The sequence below is a fragment of the Herpetosiphon giganteus genome, assembly GCF_016907925.1.
Lineage (GTDB): Bacteria > Chloroflexota > Chloroflexia > Chloroflexales > Herpetosiphonaceae > Herpetosiphon > Herpetosiphon giganteus.
The window spans coordinates 101835-117045 of sequence record NZ_JAFBCZ010000021.1 but is presented as its reverse complement, the minus strand read 5'-3'; the positions used below and the strand labels follow the sequence as shown (position 1 = coordinate 117045).

Genomic DNA, 15211 nt, shown 5'->3' with positions numbered 1-15211 from the left:
CGATGGGCAACGACCGTGACGCGGGGTGGCCGGCTCGGGACGGCCATGCCCTAACATCCATTAATACCCATTTCCCAACCTGTCCGCCCTTAAACGCGTTCAGTGGGAGAGGGGGCTGGAGGGTGAGGGCATCACGTTATTTTGGCAGCTTAATCAGCATCGTTGTGCCTGTGCCAATCTTGCTTTGAACCTCAAGCGTGCCATTATGCGCTTGGATGAGCGCTTGGGCAATCGATAAACCAAGCCCGTTGCCGCGTCCGCCTGCTATTCGTGCGCTATCCACTCGATAAAAGCGCTCGAAAATATGCGCTAAATGCTTGGGATCAATGCCTTTGCCTGTGTCGATCACGCTCATTTGATAGTTGCTTGCTTGGCGTTCAGCATGAATCACGACACTGCCACCGCGCGGCGTATGCGCAATTGCATTATCCAGCAAAATTAACAACACTTGGCGCAAACGAGTACGATCGGCTTTGATCTGACCCTCTGCATGGGCCACTCGCACCTCAACTCCTGCATCGTGGGCCAAGTGCCCAGCAGCATGTGCAGCCTCATGGCATAACTCAGCGAGATCGACGACTTCGCGCTGCAAGCTTGTTTTGGCGGCATCCAAGCGCGAGAGCAACAACAAATCTTCAACCAAGCGCCCCATATGGTAGGTTTCGGCCAAAATATCTTCAAGCAATTCGTGTTGTTCGGCGGGGTCAGTCGATTCGCGCAGGGCAATTTCGCTGCTAGCGCGCATTAAGGTCAGCGGCGCGCGCAATTCGTGGCTAGCATTGGCGATAAAAGCTTGTTGGCGCTCCCACGCTTGTTGAGCCGGACGCAACGAACGCCCAGCCAGCCACCAACCAAACCAGCCCAAAACCACCACACTGCCAGCCCAAAGCGCTACCAAGCCAGTTAATAAGGTGTTGAGCGCTGCTTCTTGTTCGTTGAGCACCCGCCCAACTTGCAAAAACGCTGGGCCATCGGCACGAGTTAATTGTTCGGTCAGCAGCTCAACCCGCGTGCCATCTGCCAAGCTGATTGTGCGCAGATCGAGCTTGCCAGCGCGGGCTGCCTCAATCGCCGCCTGGTCTGGCTGAATTGGTGGATTCCACGGATTGGGATTAAAGACTTGGCCGTTTTGATCGATTGTAAAGACGAAGGTGCTGGCCAAGGTGCCATTATCAACTGGCCGTTCGTCGGGCAATTGCTGCGGGCGATAGGCTTGCAAGGCTGGCGGCAAGGGCGCTGCCAATTGCTCAAACTCTAAGGTCATCCTTTCGAGCAAGGCGCGCTCGGTGGCAAAGCGAAAATAGCGCACCGTCATCCAATAGACGCTGCCGCCAACCGCCGCCAGCAGCAGCAACGCGGTGCAGGCATAAATCAGGGTCAAGCGCCAGCGCAAACGATTAAGCATACTCGCTCACCCAGCGATAGCCAACCCCGCGCACGGTTTGAATTGGATCGCGCTTGCCTACTTGCTCAAGTTTGCGCCGCAAATACGAAACATACACATCGACCATCGATGGCTGTACATCACGCTCATACGACCAAACATAATCCAACAATTGTTGGCGGCTCAGGGCTTGGTTACTATTGCGAATCAAGCATTCAAGCAGATTCCATTCGGTTGCGGTGAGATCCAATTGTTGCGCTGCGCGCCGCGCAGTGTGTGCCCGCAGATCGAGCACAAGCTCACCTGAGCGTAATTCTTCGCTGCTGAGAGTGCTGTTGAAGCGGCGGCCCAACGCTCGCACCCGGGCTAGTAATTCCTCGAAGGCAAATGGCTTGCTCAAATAATCATCGGCTCCACTATCCAAGCCCGCAACCCGATCTTCGATTTGGCTGCGTGCAGTCAGTAACAACAAACTGGTATTGAGTTTGGCGGCCCGAATTGACCGACAAATGCTCGGGCCATCGCGCTCCGGCAGCATCCAATCGATCACCGCCACGTCATACATGCCATGCAGCGCCATATCCAAGCCACTATCACCCTCGTAGGCCACATCAACCTGATGGTGCTCATCGCGCAAGGCGCGCTCGATTAAGCGCGCCAATTTGCGATCATCTTCTATCAACAACACGCGCATGCTACTTCCTTATTGCATTGCACTCAATGAAATACCGACCCCATGCTCATAAACGAGCTTCCCACCATAATGGCCTGTTAAGACCACTAAAGCAATTGCTGCAACCCCAACGACCACCCAGCCAATTTCCAAGGGTTTGTGCAATCCAATTGGCAGGCTGAACGATCCACACCAGCGGGCAAAGAATGGCTGACTTAGAAATAGCAAAAGTGCTTCGCTAATCAGCAATAGCATAAAGACTATGACGGTTGTTTCGGCCAAGGAGGCATGGGTTTCTAAGAGCGAGCCTTCGCCAAACATTGCAGGAATTGTACCAGTTGCTTGAATGGCTTCAACATTGGCTGATCGTGCTTCGGCGGCGTGCTCAGCGGCCTCGCCACTTTCCTTGGCCAAAATTCCAAGCCCAACACCTGCAACCAACAACACGATTGCGGTGATGCGAAAGCCTGCTTTGGGCCAAATCAAGTGTAGCACCCGCAATAAAATCGCAGTGGGCAAGAGGATCAATGGAGCATGAACCAACAATGGGTGATATTGAGCAAGATCGAGCATGAGCAACCTCCTATAAAACATACAAGTGATGCTCTTACTCTTCTTACTCTAATGATTAATTCTTGGAAGATTCTTGGAAAATTCATAGCTATCATCAAGAATATTCCAAGAAAGGCTTGCTATGCTTGGGTCAGATGTTCGACAACAGGAGGTTTTGATGAAACCCAAGTTTGCTCTGTTAATTGCCGCCGTATTGACAGCCTTTGTGTTGGTGATTGTCGCTGGCGTTGTACGTTCGTTGGCTCAGCCAAGCCCAATTGAATTGGCCGCAGGGTTGGATAATAGCTTGCCAAACAATAATGATGTTCAAGCAACTGCAACGGTTCAGGCCTATCAACAGCAATTGTTGGAAGCCAATCAACGCATCGAAGAAGCGAACCGCACCATCGACGAGGCCAATGCTCGGTTGCAAGAGCCAATTGTGGTACGCGAGCCAGATCCTGCTCAACCGCCAATTGCCCAAGCGCCAGCTCAACCGCAGCCAGCAGCCCAAGATCCGTTGCCAGCAACTCAAGCACCTGCCGTGCCGCAATATCCAGTTTCTGCTGAGCAAGCAAGCCAATTGGCCTTGGCGGCTGCACCTGGCGCAAGCTTGTTGGCAACGCCAGAGCTGGTTAATTATGCTGGCACTGCTGCCTACGAAGTGCGGCTTGATCGGGGCTTGGTGTATATCGATGCCACGACTGGAGCCGTGTTGGCCAATAACGCTGTAGCGCCGTCAACCCAAGCACCAGCGCCAACCAACGCTCCCGCGCCAACGACGATTTCGGCGGATGCAGCTGCCAGTGCTGCGATCGCCTACCTTGGCGGCGGAACGGTCGAGCGCGTTGAGTTGGAAGAAGAGCATGGCGCATTGGTTTACGAAGTGCGCTTTGCCAACGATAGCCGCGTCTATGTCGATGCCTATAGCGGCAGCGTCGTTTACGCCAAAGTTGAATCATCAAAAGATAGTGGCGGCAGCGGCGGTGACGATAAAAAAGACGATCACAAAGACGACGACAAAAAAGATGATGATAACTAAGGAAATAAGCTGATGAGCCATTTACCAAAACGTCGTGGCAGTCTGCTGCTCAATACCAGTATGAGTGTTGCCGCAATCGCGGCGACCCTCACTGGTTGGGCAGTGCTTGCCAACCAACAGGCTGTCGATTTCAGTGCCGAGCTTGCCACGCCTGAGCCAATTATTGCTGTGGCCGAAGTGCCTCAAGTTGAGTTACCAGCGCTGCCAACGGTTGCCCCACTCACGCGCCATGGCCATCGGATTATCCGAATTCCGAATGATAGTGCTGGCGGCAGCACCCAGCCCAGCACCCCCAACCAACGTGCGCCAGCAACGGGCGGCAATGGCAGTAGCGCCCCAAGCCAAGCGGCTCCACAGCCAGCAGCGCCCCGCCAAGTTGTGCCAGTTCCAGCGCCAGCCGCTCCTGCTGTGCCATCACGCGATACTCGTTCATCACGCTAAAAGGTGCTTTATGGGCGAATTAATCTTTCGGGCAATGGGTTGCGAAGTTGCAGTCCTCAGCGATAAGCCAATCGATCTCTCTGCTGTGCCGCAATGGTTTGAGGCTTGGGAGCAAACGCTGAGCCGCTTTCGCCCAACCAGCGAACTGATGATCCTCAATCGGCGAGCCGGACGACCACTTGCGGTCAGTCAAACCCTATGGGATGTGCTTGGCCTAGCGCTCGATGCAGCGGTTTGGAGCAATGGCTTGGTTGTGCCAACCATTTTGCCCGCGCTGTTGAACGCTGGCTATGATCGCTCGTTTGAATTATTGGCCAATGCGCTGGGCGATTCGGCAGTATGGCCCGCTCAACCGCCCACTGCCTTGGCAATTTCGTTGCGTGAGCAAGGCCATTTGGTGCAGCTTGCCCGTGATACAGCGCTTGATTTGGGTGGCATTGCCAAAGGTTGGGCGGCTGATCGAGCCGCTGAACAGTTGGGCCACCAGGCTGCTTGTTTGGTCGATGTTGGCGGCGATTTGGCGACCGCTGGTCAGCGCCACGATGGCCTGGCTTGGGCGGTTGGCGTGCCAAATCCACGTAGCCAACAGCGTGAAGCCATGCTTTGGTTTGCATCAGGTGGCGTGGCAACCTCAGGAGTCGATTATCGCCGTTGGCGCAAAGGCGATCGCTGGCACCATCACTTAATCGACCCACGCACTGGTGAACCAAGCACCAGCGATGTGTTGAGTGCAACCGTGCTCGCCCCAAGCGCGGTGCAGGCCGAAGTTGCTGCCAAAATCGTCGTCTTGTTGGGCCTTGAACAAGGCCTAGCCTGGATTAATCAACAGCCAAGCTTTGCTTGTATGGCGTTTGAGCATAGTGGCCAAAGCCATACCTGCGAACGCTTTAATCACTATCGTTGGGAGTAAACTATGAGTGCTTCAGAACACGATAAAGCAGCCAGATTAGCGGCGATTCGCGCCCAAAATGCTGCCAAAAAAGCTCAATCAGCCGAGCCAGTTTCGCCAGCGCCGCAGGATAAAGCAGCTAGATTAGCGGCGATTCGTGCCCAAAATGCTGCCCAAAAAAACCAACTAGCGGGAGCAAACCAGGTTATGGCAACCTTGCCACTAGGGACAACTCAGCCTGTCGCTACGCCAGCACCAGTTGCCAAACCATCTCCAAGCGTGCCAAGTCCTAGCACCGAAGAAATGCTTGAGGATGTTAGCGCCAACCTAATGAGCTTGCTGCTGGCTTTAATTATCGGCATTGTCGCTGCTGTGTTGGTGCTGCCGCGCTGGATCCCTGGCCTCAGTAGCTCGCTGCTTGGCGAGCAACCCAAAGCTTTTTGGTATCTTTCGCGCTCAAGCGGCTTGGTGGCCTATAGTTTGGTCTGGCTTTCGATGTTGTTTGGGCTTTCGTTGACTGGCAAGGTGGCGCGTTTGTGGAATGGCGGCCCAACCATGCTTGATCTGCATCAACATGCGAGCATGTTGGGCATTGGCTTTGGCCTATTTCATACAGTGATTTTGCTAGGTGATGGCTATAGCAATTACACATTAAAACAGCTGCTCGTGCCATTTGCCAGCAGCCAATATAAACCGTTGTGGGTTGGCTTGGGCCAAGTTGGGCTGTATGGGCTGGCGATTGTCAGCGTGAGTTTTTGGCTCAAACGCTGGATTGGGCGCAGCGCTTGGCGGATTATTCACTACGCCAGTTTTGGCTTGTTTTTGCTCGTTTTGGCCCACGGCATCTTCAGCGGCAGCGATACCAGCATGCCATTGGTGACGCTCTGGTATTGGGTAACTGGAGCCAGCGGCGTGTTTATGACGCTCTATCGGGTGCTGATTATGCGCCGCAAACCGTTGCCCGTTGTTGCTGCAACGCCGCGCGCTTAATATGCTAATGCTTGCCAAACGTGATACCATAGCAGCATTGATTGATCGAGAAGTTTGATTAAAAGGTGTTGCTATGGGCATGTCGTTTGTTACGCCACATTATTTATGGCTGTTATTGTTATTGGTGCCAGTTGTGGCCTTGGGGTGGTTCAATGGGCGGCGCTTTCAACGCAGCCGCTTAATTGGCTCGTTGCTATTGCGCAGTTTGTTGCTGATCACGCTGATTGGCTCGTTGGCAGGTGCGCAAATCATCTCGCCCGTTAAACAACTCACGACGATCTTTTTGATCGATACTTCCGACTCGATTACCCCCAACCAACGCAGCCAACAAGACCAATTTATTGCCGATGCCTTGCAAACCATGCCCAAAGATGATCAAGCGGCGATTATTGTGTTTGGCCAAAATGCCTTGATTGAACGCTTGCCCTCGGAAGTGCGCACGCTCAGCCGCATTCAATCGGTGCCAATTGCGGCCCGCACCGATTTAGAGCAAGCCATGACCTTGAGTTTTGCCCTGTTTCCCGCCGATACCCAAAAACGGGTGGTGTTGCTCTCCGATGGTGGCGAGAACAGCGGCCAAGCGCTCAAAGCCTTGGAATTAGCCCAAGATCGCCAAATTGTGGTCGATGTGGTTACGGTTGAGCAAATGGGCGGAGCCGAAGTTGCGATCACTGCCTTGCGCATGCCCGGCCAAGCCCGCATAGGCCAAGAGTTGCAAATTGTCGCGCAGATTGATAGTAACGAAGCGCAGGATGCCACAATTCGGATTTTGATCGACCGCGAATTATATGCAGAAGAAGCTTTGGCCTTGCCCAAAGGCACTTTAGAATATACCTCAACCGTAGTTTTGAATGATCAAGGGTTCCATAAAGTTTCCGCTCAAATTATCCCAACCAACGATATTCGCAAGCAAAATAACGAAGCAACAGCCTTGGTGAATCTGCAAGGGCCACCAAAAATTTTGGTGGTGGCCAACGAGCCTGCCGACGCAGAAAATATTGCGCCTGCGCTCGAAGCTGCCAATTTACAAGTTACCGTCGTTGGCCCAACTGGCTTGCCCACAACTTTGGCCGATTTGGCCGATTACGAAGCAGTGATTTTGGCCAATGTACCTGAGCGCTTGGTTGCTGATGAATCGCAACAAGCGCTGCAAACCTTTGTGCGCGACCTTGGTCGTGGCTTTGTGATGATTGGCGGCGAGAACAGTTATGGGATTGGTGGTTATGCAAGCACACCAATTGAAGAACTATTGCCCGTCGAAATGCAATTGCGCAATCGCGAAAAATATCCACCGGTGAGCGTTGCGGTGGTGTTTGATATTTCTGGCAGTATGAGCGAGCAAGTTGGTGGTCGTCAAAAAGTAACTCTTGCCTCAGAAGGTGCGGCGCGGGTGGTGCAATTGCTGCGCGATTTCGATGAAATAACTGTGCTGCCGTTTGATAGCGCTGTGCAAAACCAATATGGCCCGGTGGCTGGCTCGGAGCGCGAAGTAGCCCAAGGCGAAATTATTGCCCGTGGGGTAACTGGCGGCGGCGGCATTAATGTTCACGATTCGTTGGTTGCTGCTGGCAGCGTGCTGAAAGGCCGCGATGCACCAATTCGCCACATTATTTTGCTTGCTGATGGCTCGGATTCGCAGCAACAAGAAAACGCTGTTCGGCTGACCGATGAGCATCGACGCTTGGGCATTACCACCAGCACGATTGCGATTGGCAATGGTGGCGACGTTGGCTTTTTGAACAATGTGGCGATTGCTGGTGGTGGGCGGCACTTTCTCGTTGAAAATGCACTGGCGCTGCCCGATATTGTGTTGCAAGATGCCCAACTTTCGCTGGCCCCGTATATCGTTGAAAAAAGCTTTTTGCCCTTGCTTGGCAGCGATAGCGTGATTATGGCAAATTTGAACACAGCGAATTGGCCACAATTGCTTGGCTACAATGGCACAATGGCCAAAGATAACGCGAATATGGTTTTGTGGGCTGATGAAGATGCGCCACTATTGGCACAATGGCAATATGGTTTAGGCCGTTCAGTCGCTTGGATGAGCGATATGAAAGGTAAATGGGGCACAAATCTCACCCGCTGGGATCAATTTCCACGCTTAATCGCCCAAATGGTTGGCTGGACGCTGCCGGTTATCTCGAATGAAACGATTAGCGTCAATGCCAGCTTTGTTGGCCCAGAAATGGAAGTAACGCTTGTTGCCCGCGATCCCAACGACACGCCGATTACTGGCTTGATTGTTGATGGCAATGTGGTCAATGATGGTGGTTCGCAAGCTAGCATAAGCTTGGTCGAGGTCAGTGCTGGGATTTATCAAGGGCGCATCAATAGCCCTGGCGCTGGCACCTACTTTTTGCAGCTCGCTGGGCGCAATGGTGAAGGCCAAGCGGTGTTTCAAGAAACCGCTGGGGTCATCGTGCCCTATTCGCCTGAATATCGCCAAGGCCAATCGAACCCCAACTTGCTGAGCACGATTGCCCAACGCAGCCAAGGCCGAGTATTAACCGATCCAACCACAGTGTTTGAGCATTCGCTCGAACTAGTAACTAGGGCTACCCCAATTCACTTCAATTTACTTTTGGCAGCGCTGCTGCTCTTATTGCTGGATATTGCTGTGCGCCGTTTGCGCTTTGGCCAATTGAGCAAGGTTTGGGCAGGCATGGGTCGTCGCCAAGCTGCGCCATCGCAAACCATGGGCGATTTGGCCGCCGCCAAGCAACGAGCGCGCACTAAAATGGGCCAAACCACGCCAGAACCTAGCCCAATTGCCACCAAGCAAGCGCCAGTCTATAAGCCTGGAGCCAACTATACGCCACCAGCCGCTCAAGCCAAACCTGAGGCTGCGAGCGCAGTTCCGCCACCAGCCAAGCCCAGTACTCCGGCCCCAACGCCAACCCAAGGGCCACCGCCCAAGCAAACAAATCTCGATGAGATTACTGATCCATTAGAACGTTTGCGAGCTGCCAAAAACCGTGCCCGTCGCCAATAGCCTAACTTAAAATAGTATCTGAAGAGGAGAAAACCCATGTTAACGCCTGTCAAAGGCAATGCTACAATCTTGCGCTTTATCAAGCCCACATTAATTATGATAGCGCTTGGTAGTTTCATTCAATTTACTGCGATCTATGGCTTCATGGTTGCGTTTGCAAAAGATATGACCGACTTTCCATCATTTTATTGGGCCAGCGACGCTTTTTTTAACCAAGGGGTTTCGCCATACAATATTGAAGTTATTCAGTCATATTTTGATAAAACTATATTTCCCTTCCTCTATGTTCCACCAAGTATTCTTCTATTTTATCCATTGTCGCTAATGAGTTATAATAATGCATTTATTGTTTATTTAGTGATTAACCACATTGCATTGTTATTCTTTGTTCTAATTTTGATTAATTATTTTGATATTAAGTTATTATCAAATAATGCATTGTTATTGATAATTTTGATCTATAACTCACAGCCGATTTTATTGAATATTTATTATGGACAGATAAATCTATTTGTAATTATATCTTTGTTATTATTTGTTATGTTGCGTAATAAAATGCAATTTGTTGCCTGCACGTTTTTGGCCTTGGCAACAATAATAAAAATGTATCCAATTATTATTATATTGATCTTATTAGTAACGAGAAAATATAAAATTTTTATGCAAACAATGCTAGCACTAAGCTTAATTATCGGTACATCAATGATCTTTATTCCAAAATTTGTATGGCAAGATTGGTTTTTTACGGTAGTTCCTACTGGAAGCTATGGAGAATCGCCCAAAGGTTTGCCTGCAATATCACAAATTCATAATCAAGGATTTAATGGATTTTTTGCAAGGGTATTTACATATCAAGAGGATTCATATAATATTATGAATTATCCTTGGTTAGCGAAGATCAGTACCTATAGTGTTTGCGCAGTAGTATTTGCTATTACGGTATTTATTTTTTATAAATACTTGAATATTAATCATGACGATATTATTGAGAAAATAGTTTTTGCCACTACGCCATTGATTTTTTTAATCGCACCTCTCTCATGGATTCATCATATTATTCTCGTTTACCCAACTATTATTTACTTGTTTAAAATTTATTATGCAGAATATCCAGTAAAAATGAATATTCGATTTATTGGAATTAATAGTATTGCAGTCTGTTTATCACTATTTCAACTAGGTATACCGAGAATCCAAGCCTTGCCACTGGTATTTATCGTCTGGGTAATGATGCTAGAGGTTATTATTAAACAACAATCATTACAATCAAGCGCAAGCCAAAGCCAAGCCCAACTAATCGATGTTGCTAGCCATGCTTAAATAAAATAATCCTACGAGGGGTGTGCAATAGCTACGCCTCGTAGGATTATTCTGTTTAAAGGGTATCTTGGAGTTTTACGACCAATTGTTTGAGGGCAAAGCGGGCGCGGCCAAGGTTGCCGCCGCCATTGACTGCCAACACAGCGAAGTAGCCGGGGATGATTTGCGATGCCAAGTAGGTGGCATTGTCGGTCTCAACCGCGACATCACGGACTTGGCCAGCCTTTAAGCGCGAGGCGGCTCCTGCAGCGGCGGCAGCAAGGCCACCAAGCTCCACTTCAGCAACATCTTTGCTAAAGTTTGCATCAACATCGTTGAGGAGCATTTCAACGCCCAGCCCGTCTGTCCCCACGACTCCGGCCAATTTAACACCGGGTACGTTTTCAATCGCGCTGGCCAAAATGTCTTTCATCCCCATAGTGGCTCCTTATCAACAAACTGTGCAGTGAGTTCTGATGTTTGAGCTATCATACCACACCGCGCCCGCACTGCAATGCGCTGCTTACATTTCGCGGCGGCCTTGCAGCGCGCGGCCCAAGGTTACTTCATCTGCATACTCTAAATCGCTGCCCATTGGCAAGCCCCGCGCCAAGCGGGTTACTCGAATGCCCAAGGGAATGATCTCCCGCGCCAGATAGGCGGCGGTCGCATCGCCCTCAAGGTTGGGGTTGGTCGAGAGAATCACTTCTTCGATTGGCTCAACTCGCAAGCGGGCAAGCAATTCGCGAATCTTCAGATCTTCGGGGTTAATGCCTTCGACCGGCGAAATTGCGCCGTGTAGCACATGATACAGGCCTTTGAACTCGCCAGTGCGCTCCAACGCCACTACATCAAGCGGCTCCTCGACCACACAAACTTGGCGTTCATTGCGATTGGCATTGGTGCAAATGCTACAAGGATCATCAACCGTAATGTTAAAGCAGCGATTGCAAAAAATCGTTGTATCTTTCATCGCCATAATTGCGTTGGCCAATCGCTCAGATTGCTCACGTTTGGCGCGCAGCAGATAAAAAACTAAGCGCGAGGCCGATTTTGGCCCAATTCCAGGCAAGCGATTAAATTCATCAATTAATTTCGAAACTGGTTCTGGTGTAATTGTATCGTACCCAAATGCCACAGTACACGCTCCACAGTTAAGTTAAAACAGGGTGGTCGCACGACCACCCTGAGTCGGGGTTAGCCGCCGTTTTAGAATAAGCCAGGAATGTTCAAGCCGCCAGTGAGTGGCCCCATTTTGGCGTTTGAAAGCTCTTCGGCCTTCTTCGAGGCATCGTTGATCGCCAACATCAGCAAATCTTGCAGCATTTCAATTTCGTTGGGGTCAACCGCTTCTGGGGCGATGGTAATGCTGATAATTTCGCGGTGACCGTTCATTTTGACTTCGATCACGCCGCCGCCAGCGCTACCTTCGACCTGGGTTTTGCCCAAATCTTCTTGAGCTTGCATCAATTTCTTTTGCATTTGTTGCAATTGGTTGAGCATTTTGCGATCCATTATGATACTCCTTTGTAGAAAATTGCTATCCTAAAGCAGTGCAAGTATAAGAAATTCAATCTAAATGTCAACGTAGTTTAGCTGCCATCCTCTTGCACGCCAACAATGCGGGCATCGAAAATGTTGCGCGCTGCTTTGACAATATGATCCTTCATAATCTCTTCGCGTTGGCGACGAGCATCGCGCGCTCGATTTTGCTGATCGCGGTTGGCTTCTTCGCCGCGCACAAAGATTTGGCGACCAACTGCTTTGGCGAGCAGATCTTCGATCAAACGGCGCTGGGTTTGGTCATCAAGTTGCTTGGTGTGAAACGGCGAGGGCGTACCAATCAGCAAGGTATTATCTTCTAAGCCCAATGGCTCGCAGCTTTTGAGCACCGCTTGCAAGCGTGGATTGTAGGGCTTGAGATCTTCGATGACCTGCAACCAAACCGCCTCAACTTCGGCCAGCAAAATCTCCGATTCAGCCAAAACGATATGTTGTTCGGCTTCGGGCAGCGGTTGAGCCGCTACGACCGCAGCAACTGGTGCTGCTTCAACAACCTGTGGTGGTTGCTCAACGATTGCTGGCTCCACTTTCGCTGCTGCTGGAGCGACTGGCGTTGGTCGTTGCGGCGCTGCTGGTGCTGGCGTTGGCCGAGCTACTGGCGCAACTCCGCCGCGGATTGGGCTGGCTGCGGCAACCGCAACTGGCGCTGGCACAACCAAGGCTTCGACAACCGCCATCTCCAATGGCAACTGGCCATAAGGCGTGGTGCGCAATTGATGATCAAGCCCGCTAAAAATTTTGAGCCACGCCAAAATCGAGGCCAAGGCTAATTGCTGCGAATGGCTTTGCATCGTGGCCAAGACATCATGGCCAACATCGAGCAAGTCGGCGGAGCCGCCCGATTTGAGCAGCATCAGGCCACGCAGATAGCTCACCACATCGCGGGTAAATTGGCGTAAATCAGCGCCTTGGTCAGCAATGGTGTTAATCACGCTGAGCGCTGCGGCCACATCTTCGCCAGCAAACGCTGCAACCAGGGTTTCGACCTCGCGCGAGGCAGTTGCCCCCAGCAAACTTTGGACGCGGCTTAATGGAATTTGCGGCTCGCCATAGCCCATCAGCTGATCGAGGATGCTCATTGCATCGCGCATCGAGCCAGTTGCCGCACGGGCGATCGCCTCGGCCACGCCAGGTTCAAGGAAAACGCCTTCTTCGCCAGCAACCCATTCGAGGTGGGCAATCGTGTTGGCAATAGTATGCCGATTGAAGACAAAACGCTGACAGCGCGAAAGAATCGTCGCTGGCACCTTGTGAAATTCGGTCGTCGCCAAAATAAACATCGCATGATCTGGTGGCTCTTCGAGGGTTTTGAGCAGCGCATTGAAGGCAGCAGTGCTCAGCATATGCACTTCGTCGATCACATAGACTTTTTTGCGAAATTGGGTTGGGCGAAATTGAACTTTTTCGATAATTTCGCGCGCATCATCAACGCTGGTATGCGAGGCAGCGTCCATCTCAATCACATCGACGGCGCGACCTTCGACAATGGCCCGGCAGGCGCTGCACTCGCCACAAGGCCGCAAGCGTGGGTCACTTTGCTCGCAATTGACCGCTTTGGAGAGAATCCGCGCGGCACTGGTTTTGCCGACCCCACGTGGCCCGGTAAATAAATAGGCATGGCCAATTCGATTGGCGGCAATTGCATTGCGCAACGCCTGCACAATATGGGCTTGGCCAACCAGATCATCAAAGGTCTGCGACCGCCATTTTCGATATAACGCTTGCGACGACATCTATACTCAACCCTTTTGAAACATCAGTCTCAATTATAGCATGCCCACCGATATGAATTATGAAGGATGAGGGATGAATTATGAAGGCAGAATATAAGGATGAAGGATGAGAGATGAATTATGAAGTCAAAAGGCAGAAGTCAAAAGGCAAAAAAGGGATATGGCTATAGGCGATGGGCTATCGGCAATTCATTGGCAATACCAACAGTTGCTCCGAAATCCAACAGTCAATAGCCAATAGTCTCATGCTTCGCGTTCTTCGTGGATCGAGCTTTTAACGCAGAGGCGCAGAGCAACGGAAGGATGAGGGATGAAGGCTCTAGGCTATGGGCTATCGGAACATTGTTCGGGCAATTCGTGGAATTCGTGGCGAAAAATAAATCTTCGTGACGCTTCGCGTGCTTCGCGGTTTCCAGCCTTCGTGCTCTTCGTGTCCTTCGTGGATCAAAACTAACCTATTCTTGCCGCTTACTCGTGGTATACGAGTTGCAATTAACCAACCTAGCACAAATTGAACAAGCCAATATTCAAGCGAGGAGGCCCAGATGCAGCCAAGCATCCTGAATTTATTTAAGCAAACCTTCAAAGAATGGGGCGATGATAAAGTGCCTCGCTTAGGCGCGGCCTTGGCCTATTACACCGTGTTTTCCTTGGCCCCGCTCTTGATCATTGCGATTAGCATTGCTGGCTTGGTGTTTGATCAAGAGGCAGCGCGTGGCGAAGTAACCCGCCAATTATCGACCCTGATTAGTGACGATGCTGCCAAAGCAATCAACGAGATTATTGAGCAATCGAGCAACCAGAAATCTGGCATTATTGGTACCATAATTGGGCTTGCAACCTTGCTCTTTGGTGCTTCGGGCGTGTTTGGCCAGCTCAAAGATGCCATGAACACCATTTGGGGCGTTGAGCCAAAGCCAGGTCGTGGCATTTGGGGCTTTGTGCAAGAACGCTTTTTCTCGTTCACCATGGTGCTGGGCGTGGGCTTTTTGCTCTTAGTTTCGCTGATTATCAGCACGATTCTTGATGCTGGTAAAAATTGGCTGTTTGGCGAAGAGATTGGCATCGTATTTCAAATGATCAATATTATTGTTTCATTTGGGATTATCACGGTGGTGTTTGCGCTGCTGTTCAAATTCTTGCCCGATGTCAAGATGGCTTGGCGCGATGTGTGGATCGGCGCAGCGCTCACGGCGTTGCTGTTTACGATTGGTAAATTTGCAATTGGCCAATATCTGAGCCGCAGCAGCACCGCCTCGACCTTTGGTGCAGCTGGCTCATTGATTATTATCCTCGTGTGGGTGTATTATTCGAGCCAAATTCTCTTTTTTGGGGCTGAATTTACTCAAGTGTATGCCAACATGTATGGCTCGCATGTGGTTCCCGATGATAATGCCGTTGCAGTTACCGATGCTGCCCGCGCTGAACAAGGCTTGAGCAATCGCCATTCGCCCCGTGATCATCGCACGCCACGCCCAGCAACCAGCGCTGGCACGCCGCAAGTTATTGTGACCGAACGCTTTAAGTCATTGGAAAAACAACGTTATGTGGCGGCTGTTTTGGGCTTTTTGCTGGCAGTTGTTGCTGGTGCATTCAAAAGCTTGCTCAAAGATAAACCGTTATCCTAAAAAACTAACGCGATGCAAAACGGCG

At 50.9% G+C, this 15211-nt stretch carries 14 protein-coding genes; 7 read left to right on the top strand and 7 right to left on the bottom strand.

The features are described 5' to 3' along the window. Nucleotides 1-136: 136 nt before the first annotated feature. From JOD20_RS18185 to JOD20_RS18175, 3 genes are read right to left on the bottom strand one after another with little or no spacing between them, the layout of a single operon-like run. On the bottom strand, nt 137-1405 hold the full coding sequence (locus JOD20_RS18185) for a sensor histidine kinase (protein ID WP_204756631.1): 1269 nt from the start codon (nt 1403-1405) through the stop codon (nt 137-139). Then, complete coding sequence (locus JOD20_RS18180; protein WP_204756630.1) at nt 1398-2078, bottom strand: response regulator transcription factor; 681 nt, start codon at nt 2076-2078, stop codon at nt 1398-1400. Before JOD20_RS18180 ends, JOD20_RS18185 begins: the two co-directional genes overlap by 8 nt. Before the next feature lie 9 nt (nt 2079-2087). Continuing rightward, nucleotides 2088-2630, bottom strand: a complete 543-nt coding sequence (locus JOD20_RS18175; RefSeq protein WP_204756629.1) for a DUF2231 domain-containing protein — start codon at nt 2628-2630, stop codon at nt 2088-2090. Nucleotides 2631-2787: 157 nt separating this feature from the next. Between JOD20_RS18175 and JOD20_RS18170 the strand changes: the two genes are divergently transcribed. From JOD20_RS18170 to JOD20_RS18145, 6 genes are all read left to right on the top strand, one after another. Continuing rightward, nucleotides 2788-3651 (top strand): PepSY domain-containing protein, encoded by an 864-nt coding sequence (locus JOD20_RS18170; protein WP_204756628.1) that lies wholly within the window; start codon nt 2788-2790, stop codon nt 3649-3651. A gap of 12 nt (nt 3652-3663) precedes the next feature. Beyond that, entirely contained in the window at nt 3664-4092 is a 429-nt protein-coding gene (locus JOD20_RS18165; protein ID WP_204756627.1) for a hypothetical protein, read from the top strand. Between the two features lie 10 nt (nt 4093-4102). Continuing rightward, nucleotides 4103-5002 (top strand): FAD:protein FMN transferase, encoded by a 900-nt coding sequence (locus JOD20_RS18160; RefSeq protein WP_204756626.1) that lies wholly within the window; start codon nt 4103-4105, stop codon nt 5000-5002. A 3-nt stretch (nt 5003-5005) separates the two neighbouring features. Continuing rightward, nucleotides 5006-5971 carry a ferric reductase-like transmembrane domain-containing protein gene (locus JOD20_RS18155; RefSeq protein WP_204756625.1) on the top strand — a complete coding sequence of 322 codons (966 nt, stop codon included), beginning with the start codon at nt 5006-5008 and terminating at the stop codon, nt 5969-5971. Nucleotides 5972-6044: 73 nt separating this feature from the next. After that, nucleotides 6045-8963, top strand: a complete 2919-nt coding sequence (locus tag JOD20_RS18150; protein ID WP_204756624.1) for a glutamine amidotransferase — start codon at nt 6045-6047, stop codon at nt 8961-8963. 36 nt (nt 8964-8999) lie between these two features. Continuing rightward, nucleotides 9000-10283 (top strand): glycosyltransferase family 87 protein, encoded by a 1284-nt coding sequence (locus tag JOD20_RS18145; RefSeq protein WP_204756623.1) that lies wholly within the window; start codon nt 9000-9002, stop codon nt 10281-10283. Between the two features lie 55 nt (nt 10284-10338). Here JOD20_RS18145 and JOD20_RS18140 read toward each other — a convergent pair whose 3' ends face one another. From JOD20_RS18140 to dnaX, 4 genes are all read right to left on the bottom strand, one after another. After that, nucleotides 10339-10701: a roadblock/LC7 domain-containing protein gene (locus JOD20_RS18140; protein WP_054536454.1), complete on the bottom strand. Its 363-nt coding sequence runs from the start codon at nt 10699-10701 to the stop codon at nt 10339-10341. 84 nt (nt 10702-10785) lie between these two features. Next, nucleotides 10786-11400 carry a recombination mediator RecR gene (gene recR / locus JOD20_RS18135; protein WP_338034199.1) on the bottom strand — a complete coding sequence of 205 codons (615 nt, stop codon included), beginning with the start codon at nt 11398-11400 and terminating at the stop codon, nt 10786-10788. Nucleotides 11401-11471: 71 nt separating this feature from the next. Then, entirely contained in the window at nt 11472-11780 is a 309-nt protein-coding gene (locus tag JOD20_RS18130) for a YbaB/EbfC family nucleoid-associated protein (RefSeq protein WP_382292658.1), read from the bottom strand. Nucleotides 11781-11854: 74 nt separating this feature from the next. Continuing rightward, nucleotides 11855-13558: a DNA polymerase III subunit gamma/tau gene (gene dnaX / locus JOD20_RS18125; protein WP_204756621.1), complete on the bottom strand. Its 1704-nt coding sequence runs from the start codon at nt 13556-13558 to the stop codon at nt 11855-11857. A gap of 545 nt (nt 13559-14103) precedes the next feature. On the opposite strand from dnaX, the gene JOD20_RS18120 reads away from it, so the two are divergent. Beyond that, nucleotides 14104-15186: a YihY/virulence factor BrkB family protein gene (locus JOD20_RS18120; protein WP_204756620.1), complete on the top strand. Its 1083-nt coding sequence runs from the start codon at nt 14104-14106 to the stop codon at nt 15184-15186. Nucleotides 15187-15211: the final 25 nt, after the last annotated feature.

Excerpts from the sequence above, each read along its gene's own strand:
- JOD20_RS18185 (WP_204756631.1), bottom strand. The coding sequence starts at position 1,405 with ATGCTTAATCGTTTGCGCTGGCGCTTGACCCTGATTTATGCCTGCACC.
- JOD20_RS18180 (WP_204756630.1), bottom strand. The coding sequence starts at position 2,078 with ATGCGCGTGTTGTTGATAGAAGATGATCGCAAATTGGCGCGCTTAATC.
- JOD20_RS18175 (WP_204756629.1), bottom strand. The coding sequence starts at position 2,630 with ATGCTCGATCTTGCTCAATATCACCCATTGTTGGTTCATGCTCCATTG.
- JOD20_RS18170 (WP_204756628.1), top strand. The coding sequence starts at position 2,788 with ATGAAACCCAAGTTTGCTCTGTTAATTGCCGCCGTATTGACAGCCTTT.
- JOD20_RS18165 (WP_204756627.1), top strand. The coding sequence starts at position 3,664 with ATGAGCCATTTACCAAAACGTCGTGGCAGTCTGCTGCTCAATACCAGT.
- JOD20_RS18160 (WP_204756626.1), top strand. The coding sequence starts at position 4,103 with ATGGGCGAATTAATCTTTCGGGCAATGGGTTGCGAAGTTGCAGTCCTC.
- JOD20_RS18155 (WP_204756625.1), top strand. The coding sequence starts at position 5,006 with ATGAGTGCTTCAGAACACGATAAAGCAGCCAGATTAGCGGCGATTCGC.
- JOD20_RS18150 (WP_204756624.1), top strand. The coding sequence starts at position 6,045 with ATGGGCATGTCGTTTGTTACGCCACATTATTTATGGCTGTTATTGTTA.
- JOD20_RS18145 (WP_204756623.1), top strand. The coding sequence starts at position 9,000 with ATGTTAACGCCTGTCAAAGGCAATGCTACAATCTTGCGCTTTATCAAG.
- JOD20_RS18140 (WP_054536454.1), bottom strand. The coding sequence starts at position 10,701 with ATGGGGATGAAAGACATTTTGGCCAGCGCGATTGAAAACGTACCCGGT.
- dnaX (WP_204756621.1), bottom strand. The coding sequence starts at position 13,558 with ATGTCGTCGCAAGCGTTATATCGAAAATGGCGGTCGCAGACCTTTGAT.
- JOD20_RS18120 (WP_204756620.1), top strand. The coding sequence starts at position 14,104 with ATGCAGCCAAGCATCCTGAATTTATTTAAGCAAACCTTCAAAGAATGG.